Below are 23,073 nucleotides of genomic sequence, written 5' to 3'. Positions count from 1 at the left end.
AACGAAAATGGCAAAGGAAAATACGTTTGACATACGGGCCGGTCATGGCCAGCAGCTGGGTGCAAATTATGACGGGAAAGGGGTTAACTTCGCGCTTTTTTCAGCTCACGCCGAGCGGGTGGAGCTCTGTCTGTTTGACCCCTCCGGTAAAACGGAAATCGCCCGTCTGGAGCTGCCGGAATATACCCACGAGATCTGGCACGGCTATGTGCCCGACCTCCAGCCCGGCGCGCTGTATGGCTATCGCGTCTACGGGCCGTATGACCCGGAAAACGGGCATCGCTTTAACCCGCATAAGCTGCTCATCGATCCCTATGCTCGTGAACTGGTGGGCGATATCGACTGGAATGATGCCCATTTTGGCTACGAACTGGGTCATGATGCGCTGGATCTGAGCTTTGATACGCGTGACAGCGCGCCGTTCACCCCAAAATGCAGGGTCATCGATCCGAATGCGTTTGACTGGCAGGACCATCAGCGGCCAGCGATCCCCTGGCCGCATACCGTGGTCTATGAGAGCCATGTGAAAGGCTTTACCCAGCTCAACCCGGCGATACCGCCCGAGCTGCGCGGCACCTTTGAAGGCATGGGGCATAAAGCCTCGGTCGATTACATCAAAAGTCTGGGTATCACCGCCGTCGAGCTGCTGCCGGTTCACTGGTTCCCGGACGATCAGCACCTGCTGGACCGCGGCCTGAAGAATTTCTGGGGCTATAACACGCTGGGCTTTTTTGCGCCCGCGTCACGCTATTACGGCCCGGCGGGGATCCAGGGTTTTCGCGATATGGTCCGCGCCTATCATGACGCGGGTATCGAGGTGATTCTGGATGTGGTCTATAACCACACGGCAGAGGGCAATGAGCTTGGCCCGACGCTCTCGTTCAAGGGTATCGATAACTACAGCTATTACCGCACCTTGCCGGATCAGCATCGCTATTACATCAATGACACCGGCACGGGGAATACGGTGAACACCTCACACCCGCGTGTGCTGCAGATGATCATGGATTCGCTGCGCTACTGGGCGGAATCGATGCATATCGACGGTTTTCGCTTCGATCTGGGCACGATACTGGGGCGCGAGCCAGAAGGGTTCGATCCGCGCGGCGGCTTCTTTGATGCCATGACCCAGGATCCGGTTTTATCAAAACTCAAGCTCATTGGTGAGCCCTGGGATATCGGCCCCGGCGGCTATCAGGTGGGCGGCTTCCCGCCCGGCTGGGGCGAGTGGAACGACAAATATCGCGATACCGTTCGCGAATACTGGCGGGGCGATAACGTTCCCACTGATTTTGCCGCCCGCCTGCTGGGCTCGGGCGATCTCTATGATTTACGCGGGCGTCGCCCGTGGGCCAGCGTCAACTTTATTACCGCGCATGACGGCTTCACGCTGAACGATCTGGTGTCGTACAACGAGAAACACAACGCCGATAATGGTGAAGAGAACAACGACGGGCATAACGATAACCGCGCGTATAACTATGGCGAGGAAGGCCCGACCGAGAACCCCGACATTATTGCCACCCGTGAACGGCAGAAACGGAACTTCCTCACCACGCTATTGTTCTCCCACGGTACACCGATGCTGCTGGCCGGGGATGAGTTTGGCCGGACGCAAAAAGGGAACAACAACGGCTATTGCCAGGACAGCGAGATCTCCTGGATCAACTGGAAAGGGTTGTCAGAAAACGACGTCGCGCTGCGTGAGTTTACCCGGCACCTGATTGCGCTGCGCGCGAAACAGCCGCTGCTGCGCCGGGAGAGCTGGCGAGACGGTCTTGAGATCCGCTGGTTTAACGCCGGAGGAGGACCGCAGCAGTCTGAGCAATGGGAGGAAGGCTCGACAATCGGCGTCTCCATCAGCCGGCCCGATCTCATCCAGGAGGTGGGGATCTGGCACGACGTGCTGATGCTGTTCAACCCGTTCGAAGGCGCCGTGTCGTTCCAGATCCCGCAGTTTGGTGAAGGAGGCTGGGTGCTGGAACTCTCCACGGCGGGGGAAGTTGCCACGGGCGAGGTCATCACCCGGACCGTGGATTACGAACTGGCGGGGCGCAGTATTACTCTCTTCAGACGCCCGTGATGTCAAAGTGATGCCGCCGCCCGTGCGGCGGTGTCATACAGGGATGAAATGGTGCGCAGCAGCTGGGCGGTGTCACCGATAGCGGCACCCGAAATCCCGCTTTCGGCATGTATGTTGATCAGACACGCTTCGCGCACATCCCGGTATTTCATGCACAGTGCTTTTCCCGCCTCCGTGGTGGAAAAGAAAAGCTCTTTTCCTGCTTTTTCACTGGTGACGTAGCCCGCCTTGACCAGCTTTTTCAACGCGTAGGTCACCACGTGGGTGTCTTCCACGTTGAGCACAAAACAGATATCGGCCAGCTTCTTCTTGCGATTGCGGTGATTCACATGATGCAAAAGCGAGACGTCAAAGGCCCCCATATCCGGCTCACCGGCCGCGGTCATGCAGCGCACCATCCATTTATTGAACGCGTTACTGGTCATGATCAGCGCGTACTCCAGCTCCGATAGCTCCGCGCAGCGCTCGGAAACCAGATGGCGGGAGGAGACGATCCGGCCGTCGTTAATGTCGTCGTGATTCATTGATGCAGCACTTTTCTTCAGGGTCATAACGTTCCTTACGGGAGTGTGGCTGTTGCCCGGAAATGTAAACTCATCGATAAAATAAGAACATTTTATTGATAAATTGTTTACATGTTTTTGCGGTTCAGATATAGCTTTTTAACGCAGGTTTTCGAAGCCTGACGGAAAACACAACATCGCTCGCCGCAAATTAAAAAAATAGCCGTCGGCGCGCAACGCTCACTTTGGATAGGGTAACGTTTATGGACGGTTCTACACTGTTGCCGCTTATCGGGATCCCGGTGGTGGTTATTGGTTTTGCCCTGCGCTTCAACCCGCTACTGGTGGTCGTGGTAGCGGGGCTGGCGACGGGTCTGCTGGTTGGGATGGATTTCGGCATGCTGCTGGAAACCTTCGGCGAGAAGTTCGTCAACAGCCGCTCTCTGGCTACATTCATTCTGATCCTGCCGGTTATTGGTCTGCTGGAATATTACGGTCTAAAAGAGCGCGCACAGGCGTGGGTGGCGAAGATCGCCAGCGCCACTTCGGCGCGTATTCTGATGATCTATTTTGTCGCCCGCGAGGGGACGGCCGCGCTGGGGCTGATGTCGCTGGGCGGTCATGCCCAGACGGTGCGTCCGTTGCTGGCACCGATGGCCGAAGGGGCGGCGCTGAACGAGTACGGCGAACTGCCCCAGCATATTCGCGACAAAATCAAAGCCCATGCCGCCGCGTGTGACAATATCGCGGTGTTCTTTGGCGAGGATATTTTTATCGCCTTCGGGGCGGTGCTGCTGATCGACGCTTTCCTGAAGGAGAACGGTATTCAGGGTATTGAACCGCTGCATATCGGCCTGTGGGCGATCCCGACGGCGATTGCGGCATTGATTATTCATATGACGCGTCTGCTGAGGCTGGATGCCAGCATCCGCCGTGACGTGATGGCCTGGAAAGCCGGGCAGGGAACGCAGGAGATCGCGCCATGATGACGTTGCTCACCATTAACCGCGTGTACTACCTGATTGGCTTTGTCGTGATGCTGCTGGTGGTCATGACCCTGCGCGATCGCGCCAACCCCAAACGTTTTACCACGGCACTGTTCTGGTTTCTGTTCGGTGGGATCTTCCTGTTCGGTGACCTGATGGTGCAGGAGCTGGGCCGCTCGCTGGCGTACCGGATCATTGGCGGCGCCGTGATTGTAATTGCCCTTCTGGCAGGCTTTGGGCTGGTCGGTAAAGGGCAGTACAAAATGGCCAGTGAGCCTGAGCGTATTGCCTCATCAAACCGGCTGAAAAACTGGCTGTTTTTACCGGCCCTGATGATCCCGGTGGTGACGGTTATCGGCACGCTGTTCCTGAAAGGGGTGTCGATTGGCGGAGTTTACCTGCTCGATCAAAAACAGCTCACGCTGGCGGCGCTGTGCGTGGCCTGTGTGGCGGCAATTCTTACCGGCTGGTGGCTGACAAAAGGAACGCCGCTGCATGCCGTCCGTCAGTCTCGCCGCCTGGTGGATACCATTGGCTGGGCGGTGATCCTGCCGCAGATGCTGGCCATGCTGGGCGGGGTTTTTGTGGTGGCCAATACCGGCAACTCCGTGCAGAAGGTGGTCAGCCTGTTTGTGAACCCGGACAGCCGCTTTATGCTGGTGGTGATTTACTGCGTCGGCATGGCGCTGTTCACCATGATCATGGGTAATGCCTTTGCGGCCTTCCCGGTGCTCAGCGCCGGTATCGCCTTACCGTTTCTAATCCACGTGCATCACGGTAATCCGGCACCGCTGCTGGCGATTGGTATGTACGCTGGCTATTGCGGCACGCTGATGACGCCGATGGCGGCGAACTTCAACATCGTTCCCGCCGCGTTACTGGAGCTGAAAGACAAATATCAGGTCATTAAGATCCAGATCCCGACCGCGTTAACCCTGCTGGTGGTCAACGTGTTCTTAATGTATTTCCTCGTGTTTCGCTAAGCGTGGCAACCTAAGGAGCTGTGATGGAATTAACGCAACACCAGGCTGATGCTTTTGCCAGAATGCCTTTGACCTATCTGCGCCAGGAATACCCGAACCATATTATGCATCTGCTCAATGATGACGGGGACGTCCTGCCGCCGCGCGAACTGCATCCCATTTTTTATGGCTGTTTTGACTGGCACTCGGCGGTACACGGCTACTGGCTGCTGCTGCGCTGCCTGCGCCTCTACCCGGAACTGTCGTGCCGGGATGACATTATCACGCTGTTTGCCGACCATCTCACGCCAGAAAAGGTGGCGCAGGAGCTGGCCTATTTCAACGCGCCGTTCCGCGCCTCGTTCGAGCGTCCGTATGGCTACGGCTGGCTGCTGGCACTGGCCCAGGAGCTGAAACAGTCATCGCTGCCGCAGGCGGCAGGCTGGTATCAGACGCTTGCGCCGTTAACGCAGGACATTCGCAACCGTCTGGTGGATTACCTCAGTAAGCTGACGTACCCGATCCGGGTTGGCACGCATTACAACACCGCGTTTGCCCTCGCGCTGGGGATCGATTACGCCCGGGCGGTGGAAGATAACGCGCTGGAGAGTGCCATTCTGGGGGCGGCGACGCGGTTTTATCACGCGGATACCCAGTATCCGGCTCACTATGAACCGGGTGGTGATGAGTATGTATCCGGCGCGCTGACAGAGGCTCTGCTGATGAGCAAGGTCGCGGAGAATTTCCCGGCCTGGTTCGACGCGTTTCTGCCGAATATCGGGGCTGTTTCAGCGCTGATGAACCCGGCAGAAGTAAGCGACCGTACCGACCCCAAAATTGCGCATCTGGACGGATTAAACCTCAGCCGCGCCTGGTGCATGAAACATATTGCCAATGCGCTGCCGGAGGATCATCCGGCGCAGCAGGTGCTGCGTGATGCGGTGGCGAAACACCTGACGGCGAGCGTCGGGCATGTTGTCGGCAGCCACTACAGCGGTGGGCACTGGCTGGCGAGTTTTGCGCTGCTGGCGCTGGAGTAAATATGGGGGCAGCGTCGCAGGACGCTGCCCTGGCATTTATGCCGTAGCCTGTCGCGCGCGACGCAGTCGGCTAACGCTAAATAATACTGACGCAGTTGACGCGATCACCGCGATCCACAGCGCAATATGAACGGCACCGTCATCCAGCATTTGATGATCTGACCCTGCGGTCGCAGCCAGCAAAACTCCCACCACGGCGGCACCGAGACACTGGCCGAACGTTCTGACGATGGACAATACCCCGGAAGCATAGCTGGCGTACTCCCGGGCAACGTTAGAGAGCATTTCACGGTTATTGGGACTCTGGAAACAGCCAAAGCCGATACCGCACACCAGGCTCCTGAGACAGATATCCCAGGCTGAAGGGCGGGCAGGCAGCGTCGCCAGCAAAATCAACCCAACGACAAAAATCATCAGTCCAAGCGTGGAGATCAACGGGGCGGAGATCGTGTCTGCCCAACGGCCCGCGTGCGGCGCAATGAGTACGATACCTATCGGCCAGGGGGTGAACAGTAAAGCGGAGATCGCCGGGCTATAGCCGTACACGCTCTGAAACAGAAACGGCAGCGCGATAAAGGTAATGCCCTGACTCACAAACGAGGCCAGCGAGGTTAGCGCGGCGAGGGTAAACCGTCCGTTGCTGAATATCACCGGCGGCAGTATGGGGCTCCGGGCACGGCGGATATGCCAGACAAAAGCGATGAGGCTGACCGTGGCGACAAGTGCCCAGCAAACCGTGCTGATGGCGTGCGCTCTATTCTCTACGCTGTTTGCCGCCATGATCATCGACCCCAGCAGGATCACGGACAACAGGGCACCGGGCACGTCAAACGGGGACCTATCAGAGGCCGTCGCCCGCGGCAGCGCTTTCCAGGCCAGCAGCAGGGCAACGGTGCCGGGAATAATGTTGATCGCGAACAGCCATTGCCAGCTCAGTACGTCGAGTATTGTTCCGCCCAGCACCGGTGCAATAGCGGTGCTGGCGGCGATAAGCAGGGCGTGCAGCCCCAGAATGCGGCCAAGCAGCCGTCCAGGGAATACCGAGCGCAGGATCGCCGGGGCAATACTCAGCGTGGCCGCGCCGCCGATACCCTGCAAAATACGCATCCCGATCAGCATTTCCGGCGTTGTTGCCAGCGCGCAGCCGAGCGAGGTCAGGGTAAACGTAGCCAGTCCTGCCAGAAACACCGGGCGATAACCGACGCGCGCGGCGAGTGCGGCGAAGATGGCTAACGTCATTGCCGCAGACAGCAGGTAACCGTTGGCGAACCAGACTGCGACATTCGCGGGCACCTGCATCGCGCTGGCCATTGATGGCAGGGCAATGTTGATCATGGTGCCATCGAATACGCCCATCAACGTGGTGGTCATCACCGCAGCCATCACCCGGGCGCGTTCATGTCCCGGTAACCCTTCGTCGCCGGGTTGGTTTGAAAAGAGCGTCATCGTGTTATCTCCAGGCAAGAATGTTGATGACGACACTATAGTAATGGGTTATACAGGGCGGAAGACGCAGCATTTGCACTTATACGTTGCATCAAACGCCCTGTATGAGGAGGTTTTGTGACCGATCCTGATTTCAACTTGCTTGTCGCGCTCGACATCCTGCTGGCTGAAGCCAGCGTGGCGGGGGCGGCGCGGCGTCTTAACCTGAGCACCTCAGCCATGAGCCGCACGCTGAGCAGGCTTCGTGAGGTCACCGGCGATCCGATTCTGGTGCGGGCCGGGCGTCAGATGGTGCTGACTCCGTGGGCCGAAGCCACCCGGGATCGCGCCCGACATACGCTGCATGAGGCAAGGGCGGTGCTGCAGCCTTCAACGGACACCTTCCGGGCAGAAAATATTGAACGGGTGTTTACTGTCAGAGCCAATGATGGCTTTGTGGTGGCGTTTGGCCCGTTGCTGATTGCGGCCGTTGCGGAAGCGGCGCCGGATGTCTGCATCCGCTTTGCCCCAAAACCGGAGAAAACGTCGCGTTATCTGCGGGAGGGGCTGGTTGACCTGGAAATTGGTGTGCAGAGCAACATGGGGCCCGAAATTCGTCTGCAGCGGCTCTTTGAGGACCGCTTTGTAGGCGCGGTGCGCAAAGGGCATCCGCTGGCGGCGCTGCCAGCAGTCAGCCTTGAGGATTATGTCGCCTGGGGTCATGTGGTGACCGCGCCAAATGGCTCATCACACGGTTTTGTTGATGATGCCCTGGCCGCGCGGGGGATGAAACGCAAAATCGCCAGCGTGGTGCCCGGTTTTCCGACTGCGTTATCCGTGGCGCTGGCGTCCGATCTGATTGCGATGGTCCCGGCGTTGTATCTGCTCAATCAACCGATGAGCGAGAACGTGCACATCTTTGAACTGCCGTTCAACACCCGGACCATTACCGTATCTCAGATGTGGCACCCGCGGATGGAACAGGATCCGGGCCACCGGTGGCTCAGAGAGAAGGTGCTAGCGGTGTGCCATCAGTCGCGGCACCGATAATATAAAACGGGTCGTCACAGCATCGGATTCCACACGCACGTTGCCGTGATGCGCGGTGATGATGGATTTCACAATCGCCAGGCCGATCCCGCTGCCTTCGCCTTTTCGCTGTCTGGACGGATCCACCCGGTAAAAGCGGTCGAACAGCCGGGGCAAATGCGCCTCAGGGATCGGCTTGCCGGGGTTGGCAACGATCAGCTCGCACACATTTTCCTTTTCGCTTACCGACACGGTCACCGTTTCTCCGTCCGGCGTATAGCGCAGGGCATTGGAGAGCAGGTTATTGATGGCTCTTCGGAACATCTGCGGATCGCCGTCTATCAGGCAGGGCGTGCCGTTAAAACGCAGCGTGATATGGCGTTCTTCCGCCCAGGCTTCGAAGAAATCAAAGACTTTTATCACCTCTGCGCTCAAATCAAAGGTTACCCTGTCAGGGATCAGCTGATTATTATCCGCCTGGGCCAGGAACAGCATATCGCTGACCATGCGGGTCATCCGGTTGTACTCTTCAAGGCTGGAGTACAGCACATCCTCCAGCTCTTTCGGCGAGCGGTTCTGGCTTAACGCAATTTCCGTTTGCGTTACCAGATTGGTGATCGGGGTTCTGATCTCATGGGCGATATCGGCAGAGAAATTTGCCTGGCGGGTAAAGACATCCTCAATTTTTTCAATCATGTGGTTAAACGAGATCACCAGCTGCTCCAGCTCAACCGGCACCCGCGACGGCTCAATCCTCGCATCCAGATTCTCTGAGGTGATATTTTTTATCGCATTGCTGACGTTACGCAGGGGCAGGTGTCCCTGACGTACCGCGATGCGAATGAGCAGAATAATCAGCAGGCTGATCGCCACCGCGATGGCAATCAGGTTCTTTTTCAGCGCCTCAAGGTAGTGAAGATGAAAATTAATGGAGAGGCCGATCAGCATGACATAGTGTTGTTCTTTTCCCTGCAATGTCGCCGTGCCGGACGAGGCGATAATCCGGTATGTTTCCATCTTCATGTCGGACCCGGCGTGCATCGCCTTGCCTGCATCCTCCACCGTCCAGAGAAAGACATCCTGCGCGCGGCGATGGGCGCTGAAATCCGCGGTATTCACCGCTGGCCGGATGGCCTCGCCCTGTGAGCTGAAGAGCACATTGCCACGGGGATCGAGCAGCAGGACGGCAACGTTGCGATAGCTGGCCAGCGACTCTTTTATTTTGCTGATTTTCTTTTCATCCGGATCCGCGGGTGACTGCAGTATGCGGTGCATGGCGCGGCTGATTTGTTGCAGATCGCTGATATCCTGCTCAGCAAAGTGCTTTTCAACGGAGTGGAGCATAAACCAGGTAAACGCGAAAAAAGCCAGAATGGTGGAGAGGCTGATAAAGAACGTCAGGCGCAGAGCCAGGGAGAAGGGGCGTCTGGCGGGCTTACTCTGCATCCGGAACCTCCAGCATATAGCCCACGCCGCGTACCGTCTGGATCAGCTTCGGTTCATAATCGTTATCGATTTTGGCGCGTAACCGCTTCACCGCGACGTCAATCGCGTTGGTGTCGCTGTCGAAATTCATATCCCAGACCTGCGCGGCAATCAGCGAGCGGGGCAGCACTTCACCCTGATGGCGAACAAAAAACTCCAGCAGGCTGAACTCCTTGCTGGTGAGCAGAATGCGGTTTCCGGCGCGGTTTACCTTCCTTGATACGAGGTCGATGCTCAGATCTGCCACCGTAAACTGGCTCTCGGCGATCACCGTATTGCCGCGTCGTAACAGCGTTCTGACCCGGGCGAGCAGCTCAGCAAAGGCAAAGGGCTTAACCAGGTAATCATCCGCCCCCAGTTCCAGGCCTTTCACCCGGTGTTCAATGGTGCCAAGAGCCGACAGCAACAGGACCGGCATTCCCTTTCCGGCAGAGCGGAGCATGCGGATGATATCCCAGCCGTTCACATCAGGAAGCATGATATCCAGAATGAGCAGGTCATAATCGGCGGTCATGGCGAGATGGTAGCCGGTCAGGCCGTTGTCAGCGCGATCCACCACAAAGCCCGCTTCCGTAAGCCCTTTGCTGAGGTACTCACCGGTTTTAATTTCGTCTTCAACAATCAATATTTTCATCACGCTTCCCCGACTGGCTGCTCAGCACATTCTATTGCACCCGTGACCGTTAACAATGACTTACGCCATAAATGACAACATTGTCATTATCCTGTCACCCGTCAAACAGGACGCGTTCAGTAGAGTAGCCCTAAAAATACTCTGGAATTCATCTGAACCGCTATGTTCCTGCTAAAACGACTAAGCATCACTACGGTATTTATCCTGACAGGATGCGTCTCGCTGGCCCCTGAATACCAGCGCCCGACGTCACCGGTACCCCAGCAGTTTTCGCTGTCGCGTAACAGCCTGACGCCCGTGGAGGGCATGTATCAGGACACCGGCTGGCGCAACTTCTTCGTCGATCCGCAAATCGCGGGATTGATTACAGAGGCCCTGAAGAACAACCGCGATATAAAAATGGCCGCGCTGAAGGTTGAAGAGGCCCGGGCGCAGTTCAACGTGACGGATGCGGATCGTTATCCTCAACTGAACGCCTCCTCGGGCGTCACTTACAGCGGGGGGCTAAAGAGTGACAAACCCACCTCACAGCAGTACGACGCGGGACTTGCGCTTAGCTACGAACTCGACTTTTTTGGCAAGCTAAAGAACATGAGCGATGCCGACCGACAGAACTTTTTCGCCAGCGAAGAAGCCCGTCGTACCGTGCATATTTTGCTTGTCGCTAATGTGTCCCAGAGCTATTTCAACCAGCAGCTGGCCTACAAACAGCTGCGTATCGCGCGCGATACGCTGTCAAATTATCAGCAGTCTTACGCCTTCGTTGAGCAACAGCTGGTGACGGGAAGCACGAACGTGCTGGCGCTGGAGCAGGCCCGGGGGCAGATCGAAAGTACCCGGGCAGACATTGCCAAAAGAGAGGGGGAGCTGGCACAGGCTAATAATGCCCTGCAGCTGGTCCTCGGAACGTATCGCGCGCTACCTGGCGACGGCGGAATGAACGCCAGCGATATTGTGCCGGTAAAAATACCACCGCACCTTTCATCGGCAATATTGTTGCAACGCCCGGATATTATGGAGGCGGAGTATCAGCTTAAAGCGGCCGATGCGAATATTGGCGCGGCGCGCGCTGCCTTTTTCCCGTCCATCTCCCTGACCAGCGGGCTTTCAACGGGCAGCACGGAATTATCTGGCCTCTTCACGTCCGGCAGCGGCATGTGGAATTTTATTCCCAAAATAGACATTCCCATTTTTAATGCGGGCAGGAATAAAGCCAACCTGAAGCTGGCCGACATTCGCCAGCAGCAGTCGGTTGTAAATTACGAACAAAAAATTCAGTCCGCCTTTAAACAGGTCGCCGACGCGCTCGCACTGCGGGACAGCCTCAGCCAGCAACTTGCTGCGCAACAGCGGTATCTTGATTCGCTAAACATCACCCTGCAGCGTGCCAGAGGGTTATATACCCGCGGTGCGGTCAGTTATATCGAAGTATTAGACGCGGAACGCGCGCTGTTTTCTACGCAGCAAAACATTCTCGACCTTATTTATGCCCGACAGGTTAATGAAATTAATCTCTTCACCGCACTGGGCGGCGGTTGGGTCGAATAACCTTAATTAACTCAACAGGAAAATAATATGCGTAATTCAATGAAGGCCGTTGTATTCGGTGCGATCTCCATGATGTTTTCTGCCGGCCTGCAGGCCGAGGTTCATCAGCATGCAGAGATGAGTGCTGCCAGCGAAGGGGCCACAGAGCAGGTTGTCTCCGGGACTGGCATCGTAAAGGACATTGATCTCACAAACAAAAAGGTAACGATCGCTCATGAAGCCATCCCGGAAATTGGCTGGCCCGCCATGACCATGCGTTTCACCTTTACTGACGCAGACGAAAGTATTAAGGCCGTAAAAGTCGGCAACCGCGTGAAATTTTCTTTTGTGCAGCAGGGCAATATCTCTTTACTCAAAAGCATTAAATAGCGAGACACGGCATGGCATCGTTAAAGGTTAAATATGCTGCAATAATAATCGGCAGCCTTCTTGCGGGAGGGCTGATTGCAGTGACGGCGTGGCAGTATATTTATGCTGCAGCAAAAACAGAAAATACCCCGCCGGAACGAAAGGTGCTTTTCTGGTATGACCCGATGAAGCCCGACGTTAAATTCGATAAACCCGGTAAATCGCCGTTTATGGATATGGATCTGGTACCTAAATACGCGGATGAGAATGACGATAAAAACGGTGCCGGTATCCGTATTGATCCGACGCAGGTTCAGAACCTGGGATTAAAAACGCAAAAAGTAACCCGCGGCACGCTGAATTATGCCCAGACCCTCCCGGCCAACGTCAGTTATAACGAATATCAGTTTGTGATTGTGCAGGCACGATCCGAAGGCTTTGTGGAGAAAGTGTATCCCCTGACGACAGGCGATCGTGTGAAGAAAGGCACCCCGCTCATCGATATCACCATTCCGGAGTGGGTGGAAGCGCAGAGTGAGTTCCTCCTGTTGTCCGGCACCGGTGGCACGCCCACGCAGCTGAAAGGGGTGCTTGAACGGCTTCGTCTGGCAGGCATGCCGGAAGCGGATATTCAAAGGTTACGCTCGACCCGCACGGTCCAGACCCGGTTTACCATCAAAGCCCCCATTGACGGGGTGATCACCGGCTTTGACCTGCGTACCGGGATGAATATTTCGAAAGATAAGGTTGTGGCACAGATTCAGGGGATGGATCCGGTGTGGATCAGCGCGGCCATACCTGAATCCATCGCGTATCTGCTGAAAGACTCCTCGCAGTTTGACATTTCGGTCCCGGCGTACCCGGATACATCGTTTCACGTTGAAAAATGGAACATTTTGCCAAGCGTCGATCCTGCCACCCGTACGCTGCAGGTTCGCTTGCAGGTTTCCAACAAAGACGAACGGCTTAAGCCGGGCATGAATGCGTACCTGAAGCTGAACACCCAAAGCCAGGAGATGCTGTTGATCCCCTCCCAGGCCGTTATCGATACGGGTAAAGAACAGCGGGTCATCACCGTTGACGCGGAAGGGCGGTTTGTGCCGAAGCAGATCCACGTTCTGCACGAATCCCAGCAGCAGTCCGCCGTAGGATCCGGCCTCAACGAAGGGGAGTCGGTGGTGGTTAGCGGTCTGTTCATGATTGATTCCGAAGCCAATATTACCGGTGCGCTGGAGCGTATGCGTCAGCCTGAAAAGAGTCATTCAGGCCATTGAGGAGACGACGATGATTGCATGGATTATCCGGCGCGCTGTCGCCAACCGTTTTCTGGTGATGATGGGGGCGCTGTTTCTTAGCGTCTGGGGAACATGGACCATCATCAATACGCCGGTGGATGCCTTACCCGATCTGTCTGATGTTCAGGTGATCATTAAAACCAGCTACCCCGGCCAGGCACCGCAAATTGTCGAAAACCAGGTGACGTATCCGCTCACCACGACCATGCTGTCGGTGCCGGGTGCGAAGACCGTGCGTGGGTTTTCACAGTTTGGTGATTCTTATGTGTACGTTATTTTTGAAGACGGGACCGATCTCTACTGGGCCCGCTCGCGCGTTCTGGAATATCTCAATCAGGTTCAGGGGAAGCTGCCTGCTGGTGTCAGTTCGGAAATTGGGCCAGACGCTACGGGCGTGGGCTGGATCTTTGAATATGCGCTGGTGGATCGCAGCGGAAAACACGACCTGTCCGAACTGCGTTCCTTGCAGGACTGGTTCCTGAAATTTGAGCTGAAAACCATCCCGAACGTGGCGGAAGTGGCCTCGGTCGGCGGGGTGGTAAAGCAGTATCAGATCCAGGTCAATCCGCTGAAACTGGCGCAATACGGCATCAGCCTGGCTGACGTGAAGCAGGCCCTGGGATCCTCTAATCAGGAAGCAGGGGGCTCATCGGTCGAAATGGCGGAAGCAGAGTATATGGTCCGGGCCAGCGGCTATCTTCAGACCATTGATGATTTCAATAACATCGTCCTGAAAACCGGCGAGAACGGAGTACCGGTTTATCTGCGTGATGTTGCTCGCGTACAAACCGGGCCTGAAATGCGGCGCGGGATCGCCGAGCTTAACGGGCAGGGAGAGGTCGCGGGCGGCGTGGTGATCCTGCGTTCGGGTAAAAACGCGCGTGAAGTGATTACCGCGGTAAAAGATAAACTGGAGACGCTGAAGTCCAGCCTGCCGGAAGGTGTTGAGATTGTTACCACGTACGATCGCAGCCAGCTGATTGACCGGGCCATTGATAACCTGAGTTATAAACTGCTGGAAGAGTTTATTGTGGTGGCCATCGTCTGCGCGCTGTTTCTCTGGCATGTGCGGTCTGCGCTGGTGGCGATTATCTCTCTGCCGCTAGGCCTGTGTATTGCCTTTATCGTCATGCATTTCCAGGGGCTGAACGCCAATATTATGTCCCTGGGCGGGATCGCCATTGCCGTGGGAGCGATGGTGGATGCCGCCATCGTGATGATTGAAAACGCGCATAAACGGCTTGAGGAGTGGGATCATCAGCACCCTGGCGAGCAGATTGATAACGCGACCCGCTGGAAGGTGATCACCAACGCCTCCGTTGAAGTAGGCCCCGCGTTGTTTATTAGCCTGCTGATCATCACCTTATCGTTCATCCCTATTTTTACCCTCGAAGGTCAGGAAGGGCGACTGTTTGGTCCGCTGGCCTTTACCAAAACGTACGCCATGGCAGGTGCAGCCGCGCTGGCCATTATCGTAATTCCCATTCTGATGGGCTTCTGGATCCGGGGGAAAATTCCCTCCGAGAGCAGTAACCCGCTGAACCGGCTGCTGATTAAAGCCTATCATCCGCTGCTGCTGCGGGTGCTTCACTGGCCAAAAACAACCCTGCTGGTGGCGGCCTTGTCGATCTTCACGGTTATCTGGCCGCTGAGTCAGATGGGCGGCGAGTTTCTGCCGAAGATCAACGAAGGCGATCTGCTCTATATGCCGTCAACGCTGCCGGGCGTTTCTCCGGCTGAAGCGGCTGCGCTGTTGCAGACCACGGACAAGCTCATCAAAACCGTGCCTGAAGTGGCCTCTGTGTTTGGCAAGACCGGTAAGGCAGAGACTGCAACGGACCCCGCACCGCTTGAAATGGTGGAAACCACCATTCAACTGAAACCCGAGGATCAGTGGCGACCCGGGATGACGATTGACAAGATTATTGACGAACTCGATAAAACCGTCCGTCTGCCGGGTCTGGCTAACCTCTGGGTGCCGCCGATCCGTAACCGCATCGACATGCTTTCTACAGGGATTAAAAGCCCAATCGGTATCAAGGTGTCAGGCACCGTTCTGTCGGATATCGACGCCACGGCGCAGAGCATTGAAGCGGTCGCCAAAACCGTACCCGGCGTGGTGTCTGCTCTTGCAGAGCGGCTGGAAGGCGGGCGTTACATTGATGTGGATATTAATCGTGAAAAAGCGTCCCGCTACGGTATGACGGTGGGGGATGTGCAGCTGTTTGTCTCCTCCGCCATTGGTGGCGAGACGGTAGGGGAAACGGTCGAGGGCGTGGCCCGGTACCCGATTAATATTCGTTATCCTCAGGACTACCGGAACAGCCCACAGGCATTGAAAGAGATGCCGATCCTGACCCCGATGAAGCAGCAAATCACGCTGGGGGATGTGGCGGCTATTCGTGTCGTTTCCGGCCCGACGATGCTGAAAACGGAAAATGCCCGACCAACCAGCTGGATCTATATTGATGCCCGCGGCAGGGATATGGTGTCGGTGGTCAATGACCTTAAGACGGCCATCAGCCAGAACGTGAAGCTGAGACCGGGAACCAGCGTGTCATTCTCCGGTCAGTTTGAACTGCTGGAACATGCCAATAAGAAACTGAAGCTGATGGTGCCGATGACGGTGATGATCATTTTCATTCTGCTGTATCTGGCATTCCGCCGCGTTGATGAAGCCTTATTAATTTTGATGAGTTTACCGTTCGCCCTGGTCGGGGGGATCTGGTTCCTGTACTGGCAGGGCTTCCATATGTCTGTCGCCACTGGCACGGGTTTTATTGCCCTGGCCGGGGTGGCCGCCGAGTTTGGCGTGGTGATGCTGATGTATCTGCGCCATGCCATCGAAGCGAACCCGGCCTTATCCCGACGGGAGACATTCACCGCACAAGCGTTGGATGAAGCCCTGTACCATGGCGCGGTCCTGCGTGTCCGACCCAAGGCGATGACGGTGGCGGTTATCATTGCGGGTTTGCTGCCCATACTCTGGGGAACCGGCACGGGGTCAGAAGTTATGAGTCGGATCGCCGCGCCGATGATTGGCGGGATGATCACCGCGCCGCTGCTGTCGCTGTTTATCATTCCGGCGGCGTATAAGCTTATCTGGTTGCGCAGGTATAAAAAGCAATAAACAGACCCCGCCAGAGATGGCGGGGTTTTACGTGTTACGAGTCTGGTGCAACAGTTTACGGCAGGCACGATTGTGCAGGATAAAGAGCAGCATCTTATAGAAAGAAATAGAGTGGATGCAGTAACCGCTGAGCAGCAGCATAAAGATGCTTATCAGCGCCGCGATGAGACTGACGCCCGGAACACTCGCACCGCTTAGCGCAGTCAGCAGATAGACTGACGTTAACACAAGGCTCATAACCGCCAGCGTAAGATGCACCTGCACGGCACGCATGAGGCCTTTGCCAATCAGAAACATCGTCATGCCATTAATGCCTGAGAACAGCAGGGCGATCAATACCACCCATATAAATACGCTTTCTTCAGGCTGCCCGAGGGCGGCGCTGACTTTGTAACCTAACCACAGCTGCGGTATCCCAAAACTGACGATCACCCCAAGGGTACTGAGAACAGCTGGAATGCCCATGGTATAGCATCCCGTGGGTGTCCCGATCAGTTCGGCCAGTTCCGCTTTTAACTGTTGCAGTTGTGCAGTATTGGCCTTGCTGATTCTTACCGCCAGGTCGTTACAGTGGTTTAGTCGACGATATAGTGCTTTAATCATTTGAATATAATGACATAAACGTCATCAGCCCGTCATGCGAAAGAGGTTCAGCCATATGAGCTGCGAGCACTGCCGTGAACTCTGTGTTAAGTACGTTATCCGGACGCCCGATCAGTTACGAAAAGCAATTCGTATTGCCAGAAATGCAATCAACGAAGGGATGTTGTCAGAAGTTCTGACAAAGGACGACTGGAATCAGTACAGCTTCAGTGAGTGTGCTGAAAAGATGATATGGGGCGACATCGTCGATTACCACTTTGCGTGCAACTTTTGCGGTACCCAGTTCGTCCTGGGGGCAGAAACGTACCATGGAAGTGGAGGTTACTGGTCGCCAGAGTTTGAAAAGCCTTCCGACATCATTGACTGATTATGATGTGAGAGCAGAGGCTGAGGCACAGGACATGATTTAAGGATTTATCGAATTTAACATAATATACATTATGCGCACTGGGGTTGATTCAGGGCGAATCCAGCATTCCGTGGCCGTCATTTCATTGTGTTCCCTTGGCTACTGATAGCTGTTGTAAAATCATTTACGAGTTTGTACATAACGCTACCCACTGAGCTACCTGGTTGATAGTCTTGATTACACGGAGTAATCAGCGCTGATGGAGAAAACATGTCGATAACCGAAGCAAAGCTGCTGGCATCTGGATTTACATCCTCGGACCTTCAGAAGTTGCGTAAGTACATAACAAAAGATGCCCTTTCTCTGGATATGGTGATATCTGACTTGTCCAGACGTTTTAACGCAGCGTTGTTATTGACCATATTGCTTGCAGCTGTTTACCTCATAGTTCTTATCATCGCGTCCAGAGAAAATGTAGTATCCACGGGCGTTGCGATGTTGATCGCTTTGTTCATCATTTGGTTTTTTCAGCCTCCGTTTCTTTCCTATAAAGCATGGAAAATTAAAAAGAAATACCGTTAACACGGCCGCTGTCTTTAGAATCTCTTATCTCAGTTTGCTGACGTAGCCATCATCACTCATCTTTCATAAATATGGCATAAGCTTAGCGGATCCTTCTCTCAGCAGAATTCAAAAACAGGTTCAGATACTCATGAACAGCAATCTGCCTCCGGTCGACGACGAACCGGGCGTTCCACCTCCGCATGTCAGTTTCCGTGAAGCCTTTTTATTCTGGCTGAAGCTGGGATTCATCAGCTTTGGCGGGCCGGCTGGACAAATTTCGATAATGCATCAGGAGCTAGTTGAAAACCGATGCTGGATATCCGAACAGCGTTTTTTGCATGCACTGAATTACTGTATGGTGCTTCCGGGCCCGGAGGCGCAACAACTGGCGACCTATATTGGCTGGCTGATGCACCGCACCTGGGGCGGCGTGGTTGCCGGGACACTGTTTGTGCTCCCTTCCCTTTTTATCCTTATTGCCCTGTCGTGGATTTACGTGGCGTATGGCCATTTGTCTGTCGTGGCCGGTCTCTTTTACGGCATAAAACCGGGAATTACGGCGATTGTTGTGCAGGCTGCGCACCGTATCGGTTCGCGGGCGCTGCGTAACCGCACGCAGTGGGCAATCGCTGCCGCCGCGTTTGTCGCCATTTTCGCCCTCAATGTCCCTTTTCCCGTTATTGTCCTGTCAGCCGCAATGATGGGTTATGTGGGTGGGCGCCTTTTCCCCGACCATTTTGGTCAGGGTAACGCCCATGACGCCAGCCGAAAATCCTACGGTGCTGCCATTATTGATGACCATACGCCAGTGGCTCCGCATACGGTTTTCAAATGGTCACGCTTGACCCTGATTATCATTGCCGGTGTTTTTTTATGGGCAACGCCAATGGCGATGCTCTATCTAAACCTTGGCTGGATGCACCCGTTTACCCAGATGGGCTGGTTCTTTACCAAGGCGGCGCTGCTGACCTTTGGGGGTGCCTATGCGGTACTGCCTTATATCTACCAGGGCGCGGTTGGTCATTATCAGTGGCTCACGCCAACGCAGATGATTGATGGTCTGGCGCTGGGCGAAACCACGCCGGGGCCGCTTATCATGGTTGTGGCATTTGTGGGATTTGTTGGTGGCTATGTGAATATGGCGTATGGCCCGGATCAGCTTTTCCTGGCAGGTGCTGTAGCGGCCGTGCTGGCGACCTGGTTTACGTTTCTGCCATCGTTTCTGTTTATCCTCGCCGGGGGGCCTTTTATTGAAACGACGCACAACAATATTAATTTCACCGCGCCACTCACGGCAATTACCGCAGCGGTGGTTGGCGTGATCCTGAATCTGGCACTCTTTTTTGGCTACCACGTGCTCTGGCCACAGGGTTTTGATGGCAAAATGGACTGGATAGCGGCGGTCATTGCTTTTGCTGCCGCCATCGCACTATTCCGATTCAAATATAGAGTCACACATGTAATTGCCGCATGTGCGGTAATCGGTTTGATTTTACATCTTTTCCTCAGAACATAGAGCAAGGCCCCGAATAACCGGGGCCTGACAGCCATTCTACCCTTCACGTTTAAAGAAAGTTGAAGCACGTCTGATATACTTCAGTTTTTTTAAAAAGCTGTACTAAGTAAATGGAAATTGAACTGGATAAAAGTTTTAAAGAACGCGTTTTGCATGCGGTTCTTTTCGAAGTGACGGCCAACGTCATCATTGCGCTGTCACTTGCATGGCTGATGAACGTGTCGGTGCTTCAGTCGGGGTCGTTGTCCGTGATATCTGCACTTGCCGCCACGGCATGGAATTTTGTGTTTAATAAATTCTTTGACGCCTTGCAGAAAAAATATGCGTTTCAACGAACATTTCTCGTGCGTGCAATCCATGCTGTCTGCTTTGAAACAGGACTTATCATCACATTAATTCCTGTCGCGATGGTAATGCTGAATTTAACAGTCACTGAGGCATTTTTTGTCGAGATCGGTCTGGTACTGTTTTTTCTGCCATACACGATGCTCTTCAACTGGCTTTATGACTACCTGCGTTGGACATTTGTTGGTCGGAAACGATCCGCCATCTAGAACTATACTCTTTATTTCTGCATCTTATTGAGGAAAGAAGATGTTCGACCATGTGAAATTCGGCGTCAGTGATTACGAAAGAAGCAAAACCTTTTTCATCAAGGCGCTTCAGCCGCTTGGTATTAAGATCGTTGATGAAGGCACACCCGAATATGGGGTTGAAATGAGCTCCGGCAATGTTTCACTTTGCCTGTTCCAGACGCGCGACAAACCGGCCCCTCTGCACCTGGCGTTTGTGGCAGAAACACGCCAGCAGGTAGATGATTTTTACCAGGCTGCCTTGCAAGCGGGCGCCCGTGATAACGGTGCCCCAGGCTTGCGGCCATACAGCAAAATCTACTATGCCGCCTTTGTCATTGCACCTGACGGCCATAATATCGAGGCGGTCTGTCATGCACCGGACTGATTCATGATGGCTTTTGTGCGGGTTTCTCTGCCGGTGCTGCGAACCAGTTTTCTTCCGCGACGACGACCGCACCTTCCGGCTGCATCACGAAGTTTGGCGACATAATCTGCACGTTGAACTCGTTGAAAACGTCCTGAATGTTACTGTGGAGCTCATTGCGGGCTTCGGCAAGTGACTGTCCGGGCTGCAATTTTACCTGCAGCTCATAGGCAATGTACCAGTCCATCAGCCCCAGCTGACGCACCAGGGGCTGCTGCGAAGGGTCAACACATTTCGACCGTCTCGCCGCCATCTCCAGCATGGCATGAACCTGTCGCCACGGCGTGTCATAGCCAATCGTCACGCCAATCGTCAGGTTCACGCCACCGTCAGGATTCTGTACGCTCAGATTGGTGATTTTTCCGCTCACCACCACCGCATTGGGTACGGTCACAACATAGTTCTCGCGGGTGATGATCTTGGTCGCCAGCATGCCTATCTCCGTGACCAGCCCTTCGTTATCCGCCACCCGTATAACGTCTCCTTTCCTCAACGCTCGTGAGTAGATCAGTACCAGTCCGCTCATCGCATGGTTCATCACACCTGCCGAACCCAGGGTAAGCATCAGGCCAAAGAAGACGCTAATGCCTTTAAACGCCAGCGAATTCGCTCCCGGTAAAAACGGATAGGCCGCAGAGAGGGCAAATAACCACACCACGACAGAAATCAGTTTACGCGTAGCTCCCACGGTTTCAGGATGAATGCCCGGCAGCTGCAGGCGCCCTGCTTCCACCTGATTTAACAACACCTTCAGGAGCTTCAGAATAAAGGCGGTAATCACAAAGATGATCAGGACAATAATAATTCCCGGCATGGCCGAGACAATCGACAGCGCAATATCCCGCAGCACGCGCATGGTCCAGTCGCCTAACGATGCACCCCAGACGCGTGTCCAGGGGAACAAGCTGAACGCCCAACTCAGCCAGAGATACAATCCGAGAATGCCCAGTAAAATCATCAGCAAAGCATACAAACGAGCCTCAATTGCGCCGACAAACTTACGCCAGCTCTGCGGGATAACGCTGCGGTTTTCAAGAATGCGGCGACGGCAGACATTGCGAACCCAGCGCCACGACCGCCACGCCCCGTACCAGAAAAGAGACAGAACCAGCAGCCCGACAACCGTTTTCCCGGCGGAGAGCGCCAGCCAGCCGGTGTCATATTGATCGCGAAGCGCCGTACGTTGCGCCTCCATCCGCGCCAGCACGCGCTGAGCGGCCTGGTCGAGAGTCAAATCGTCCCCCTCATCCAGATCCGCCTGCGTAAGCAATAATACGGGCTTATTGTTCATGACAATCAGCCTTCCCTGCTGGTTGTAACGGGTGACGGGAACAATTTTCAGCGGTTCACGTACGTCCTGCTGCGTGAAATTGCGCAAGGTATGGCGAATACGTAACACGCGTTCTTCAGGCGTCGTGAGACCAAATTTGGCCTGCAACATCACAATCGGTTGATGAAAAATATAAACGGTTCGGGCCCGCTCCTGCTCAGTAGGCTCCTGGCGTGGCTCGGCGGCGACGCCAGTAAATGAGATGACCGAGAGCACGCAGGATAATAATGCGAGCAGGACCTTATTCATTTCCACCCCCTGAAACGCAACTTATTGTTATTTTTCAATTGCCCCAGAGAATGGCGAGTCTCTGCATGTTGAGCATAGTTCAGTCATACTCGTATGCAACTTACAAAGCCTTCCACAAGCCTGACGAATTGCACGAACCTGCCTGAAGTTCGCGGGATTAAACCGGATCTGAAGTCGTCACCACGGAGACGCCCTTATCCCTTACCGCGCTAATCCAGGCGCGATCGGTATCATCTTCCACGACAATCGTATTGGCCAGCGATAGCTCGCCAATCACAAACGATGACGCGGTGTTAATTTTTTCTGGCGATGCCAGGACCACTGTCTCGGCGGCCCTGCCGGAAAATGCACGTTTGATGCACGCCTCTTCGAAATCGCCGGTGGTAAGCCCCGCTTCTGGATGGATGCCGGTAACCCCCATGAAGAACAGATCCGCATGGATATTGTCGATGCCTTCAATGGCCGCTGCGCCTACCGTCACGATGGAGTGTTTGTACAGACGTCCTCCGATCAGGATCACTTCAATCGAAGGATGCTCGACGAGCCCAAGGGCGATGCTCGGGCTGTGTGTGACCACGGTAATGCGTAAATCCGCCGGTAAAAACGCGATCAGTTCCGATGTGGTGGTGCCGCCGTCGACAATCACCACCTGCCCAGGGGAAATGAGCTTTGCGCCTTTGCGGGCCACATTTTTTTTTGCGTCCATCTTCACCGATTTACGCTCGGCAAATGGCACAGTGGCCGACGAGGCCGGCAGCGCACCGCCATGGACACGCTGCAAACGCCCTTCCGCCGCCAGTTCGCGGAGATCACGACGAATGGTGTCTTCTGACACCGCGAAATGTGCGCTGAGCGCTTTAGACTGGACCTGGCCTTCAGCGGCAAGCTTCTCGAGGATTAATTGTTTTCGCTGACTGGTGAGCATTGTGGATTCCTGATGTTGCACGTTTTATCTTGAATGTGCATGATAATGCTGTTTATGACGATCACTCTAC

At 54.9% G+C, this 23,073-nt stretch carries 21 protein-coding genes; 14 read left to right on the top strand and 7 right to left on the bottom strand.

Annotated elements, in window-relative coordinates; all coding sequences use genetic code 11:
- Positions 1 to 7: 7 nt before the first annotated feature.
- Complete coding sequence (glgX, locus tag PUZ33_RS02950; RefSeq protein ID WP_062676924.1) at positions 8 to 2,083, top strand: glycogen debranching protein GlgX; 2,076 nt, start codon at positions 8 to 10, stop codon at positions 2,081 to 2,083.
- 2 nt (positions 2,084 to 2,085) lie between these two features.
- Here glgX and PUZ33_RS02945 read toward each other — a convergent pair whose 3' ends face one another.
- Positions 2,086 to 2,634, bottom strand: a complete 549-nt coding sequence (locus PUZ33_RS02945; RefSeq protein WP_013096572.1) for a winged helix DNA-binding protein — start codon at positions 2,632 to 2,634, stop codon at positions 2,086 to 2,088.
- A gap of 215 nt (positions 2,635 to 2,849) precedes the next feature.
- On the opposite strand from PUZ33_RS02945, the gene PUZ33_RS02940 reads away from it, so the two are divergent.
- From PUZ33_RS02940 to PUZ33_RS02930, 3 genes are read left to right on the top strand one after another with little or no spacing between them, the layout of a single operon-like run.
- On the top strand, positions 2,850 to 3,572 hold the full coding sequence (locus PUZ33_RS02940; RefSeq protein WP_023619610.1) for a DUF969 domain-containing protein: 723 nt from the start codon (positions 2,850 to 2,852) through the stop codon (positions 3,570 to 3,572).
- Entirely contained in the window at positions 3,569 to 4,555 is a 987-nt protein-coding gene (locus PUZ33_RS02935; RefSeq protein WP_013096574.1) for a DUF979 domain-containing protein, read from the top strand. The genes PUZ33_RS02940 and PUZ33_RS02935 overlap by 4 nt, the downstream gene beginning before the upstream one ends.
- Before the next feature lie 23 nt (positions 4,556 to 4,578).
- A complete protein-coding gene (locus PUZ33_RS02930) occupies positions 4,579 to 5,574 on the top strand; it encodes a DUF2891 domain-containing protein (protein ID WP_062676926.1) in 996 nt (331 codons plus the stop codon).
- 36 nt (positions 5,575 to 5,610) lie between these two features.
- Here PUZ33_RS02930 and PUZ33_RS02925 read toward each other — a convergent pair whose 3' ends face one another.
- On the bottom strand, positions 5,611 to 7,020 hold the full coding sequence (locus PUZ33_RS02925; protein ID WP_062676927.1) for an MFS transporter: 1,410 nt from the start codon (positions 7,018 to 7,020) through the stop codon (positions 5,611 to 5,613).
- Positions 7,021 to 7,137: 117 nt separating this feature from the next.
- Between PUZ33_RS02925 and PUZ33_RS02920 the strand changes: the two genes are divergently transcribed.
- Positions 7,138 to 8,049, top strand: a complete 912-nt coding sequence (locus PUZ33_RS02920) for a LysR family transcriptional regulator (protein WP_062676928.1) — start codon at positions 7,138 to 7,140, stop codon at positions 8,047 to 8,049.
- Here the strand turns inward: PUZ33_RS02920 and PUZ33_RS02915 are convergent.
- Both PUZ33_RS02915 and PUZ33_RS02910 read right to left on the bottom strand, forming a co-directional pair.
- Positions 8,017 to 9,474 carry a Cu(+)/Ag(+) sensor histidine kinase gene (locus tag PUZ33_RS02915; RefSeq protein WP_062676929.1) on the bottom strand — a complete coding sequence of 486 codons (1,458 nt, stop codon included), beginning with the start codon at positions 9,472 to 9,474 and terminating at the stop codon, positions 8,017 to 8,019. The two genes, PUZ33_RS02920 and PUZ33_RS02915, sit on opposite strands and share 33 nt — an antisense overlap.
- Entirely contained in the window at positions 9,464 to 10,147 is a 684-nt protein-coding gene (locus tag PUZ33_RS02910; RefSeq protein ID WP_029883300.1) for a copper/silver response regulator transcription factor, read from the bottom strand. The genes PUZ33_RS02915 and PUZ33_RS02910 overlap by 11 nt, the downstream gene beginning before the upstream one ends.
- 162 nt (positions 10,148 to 10,309) lie before the next feature.
- On the opposite strand from PUZ33_RS02910, the gene PUZ33_RS02905 reads away from it, so the two are divergent.
- Genes PUZ33_RS02905 through silA form a run of 4 tightly spaced genes read left to right on the top strand, consistent with a single transcriptional unit; the run spans position 10,310 to position 16,468 of the window.
- The gene (locus PUZ33_RS02905; protein WP_062676930.1) at positions 10,310 to 11,695 is read left to right on the top strand and encodes an efflux transporter outer membrane subunit; all 1,386 of its coding nucleotides are present in this window, start codon (positions 10,310 to 10,312) and stop codon (positions 11,693 to 11,695) included.
- A gap of 27 nt (positions 11,696 to 11,722) precedes the next feature.
- Positions 11,723 to 12,064: a cation efflux system protein CusF gene (gene cusF / locus PUZ33_RS02900; protein WP_020688657.1), complete on the top strand. Its 342-nt coding sequence runs from the start codon at positions 11,723 to 11,725 to the stop codon at positions 12,062 to 12,064.
- An 11-nt stretch (positions 12,065 to 12,075) separates the two neighbouring features.
- Complete coding sequence (locus PUZ33_RS02895) at positions 12,076 to 13,317, top strand: efflux RND transporter periplasmic adaptor subunit (RefSeq protein WP_063161204.1); 1,242 nt, start codon at positions 12,076 to 12,078, stop codon at positions 13,315 to 13,317.
- Between the two features lie 10 nt (positions 13,318 to 13,327).
- Complete coding sequence (silA, locus tag PUZ33_RS02890; protein ID WP_062676932.1) at positions 13,328 to 16,468, top strand: Cu(+)/Ag(+) efflux RND transporter permease subunit SilA; 3,141 nt, start codon at positions 13,328 to 13,330, stop codon at positions 16,466 to 16,468.
- Positions 16,469 to 16,495: 27 nt separating this feature from the next.
- Here silA and PUZ33_RS02885 read toward each other — a convergent pair whose 3' ends face one another.
- Positions 16,496 to 17,071: a hypothetical protein gene (locus PUZ33_RS02885; RefSeq protein WP_062676933.1), complete on the bottom strand. Its 576-nt coding sequence runs from the start codon at positions 17,069 to 17,071 to the stop codon at positions 16,496 to 16,498.
- Positions 17,072 to 17,105: 34 nt separating this feature from the next.
- On the opposite strand from PUZ33_RS02885, the gene PUZ33_RS02880 reads away from it, so the two are divergent.
- From PUZ33_RS02880 to PUZ33_RS02860, 5 genes are all read left to right on the top strand, one after another.
- Positions 17,106 to 17,438 (top strand): hypothetical protein, encoded by a 333-nt coding sequence (locus PUZ33_RS02880; protein WP_232519547.1) that lies wholly within the window; start codon positions 17,106 to 17,108, stop codon positions 17,436 to 17,438.
- Between the two features lie 252 nt (positions 17,439 to 17,690).
- On the top strand, positions 17,691 to 18,002 hold the full coding sequence (locus PUZ33_RS02875) for a hypothetical protein (RefSeq protein WP_045902974.1): 312 nt from the start codon (positions 17,691 to 17,693) through the stop codon (positions 18,000 to 18,002).
- A gap of 130 nt (positions 18,003 to 18,132) precedes the next feature.
- Positions 18,133 to 19,500 carry a chromate efflux transporter gene (chrA, locus tag PUZ33_RS02870; RefSeq protein ID WP_058680428.1) on the top strand — a complete coding sequence of 456 codons (1,368 nt, stop codon included), beginning with the start codon at positions 18,133 to 18,135 and terminating at the stop codon, positions 19,498 to 19,500.
- A 110-nt stretch (positions 19,501 to 19,610) separates the two neighbouring features.
- On the top strand, positions 19,611 to 20,054 hold the full coding sequence (locus PUZ33_RS02865; protein ID WP_013096588.1) for a PACE efflux transporter: 444 nt from the start codon (positions 19,611 to 19,613) through the stop codon (positions 20,052 to 20,054).
- A gap of 40 nt (positions 20,055 to 20,094) precedes the next feature.
- Positions 20,095 to 20,460, top strand: coding sequence for a VOC family protein (locus PUZ33_RS02860; protein WP_252107565.1), 366 nt, complete (start codon positions 20,095 to 20,097; stop codon positions 20,458 to 20,460).
- 1 nt (position 20,461) lies between these two features.
- Here PUZ33_RS02860 and PUZ33_RS02855 read toward each other — a convergent pair whose 3' ends face one another.
- Both PUZ33_RS02855 and PUZ33_RS02850 read right to left on the bottom strand, forming a co-directional pair.
- Complete coding sequence (locus tag PUZ33_RS02855) at positions 20,462 to 22,078, bottom strand: mechanosensitive ion channel family protein (protein ID WP_058680429.1); 1,617 nt, start codon at positions 22,076 to 22,078, stop codon at positions 20,462 to 20,464.
- A 157-nt stretch (positions 22,079 to 22,235) separates the two neighbouring features.
- Entirely contained in the window at positions 22,236 to 23,003 is a 768-nt protein-coding gene (locus tag PUZ33_RS02850) for a DeoR/GlpR family DNA-binding transcription regulator (protein ID WP_058680430.1), read from the bottom strand.
- Positions 23,004 to 23,073 lie beyond the last annotated feature (70 nt).

This window comes from Enterobacter cloacae complex sp. 2022EL-00981, from assembly GCF_028737495.1.
In the GTDB taxonomy this organism is placed as follows: Bacteria; Pseudomonadota; Gammaproteobacteria; order Enterobacterales; family Enterobacteriaceae; genus Enterobacter; species Enterobacter cloacae.
Note: the sequence above shows the minus strand (reverse complement) of the source record. Positions and strands in the feature narration are given on the sequence as shown.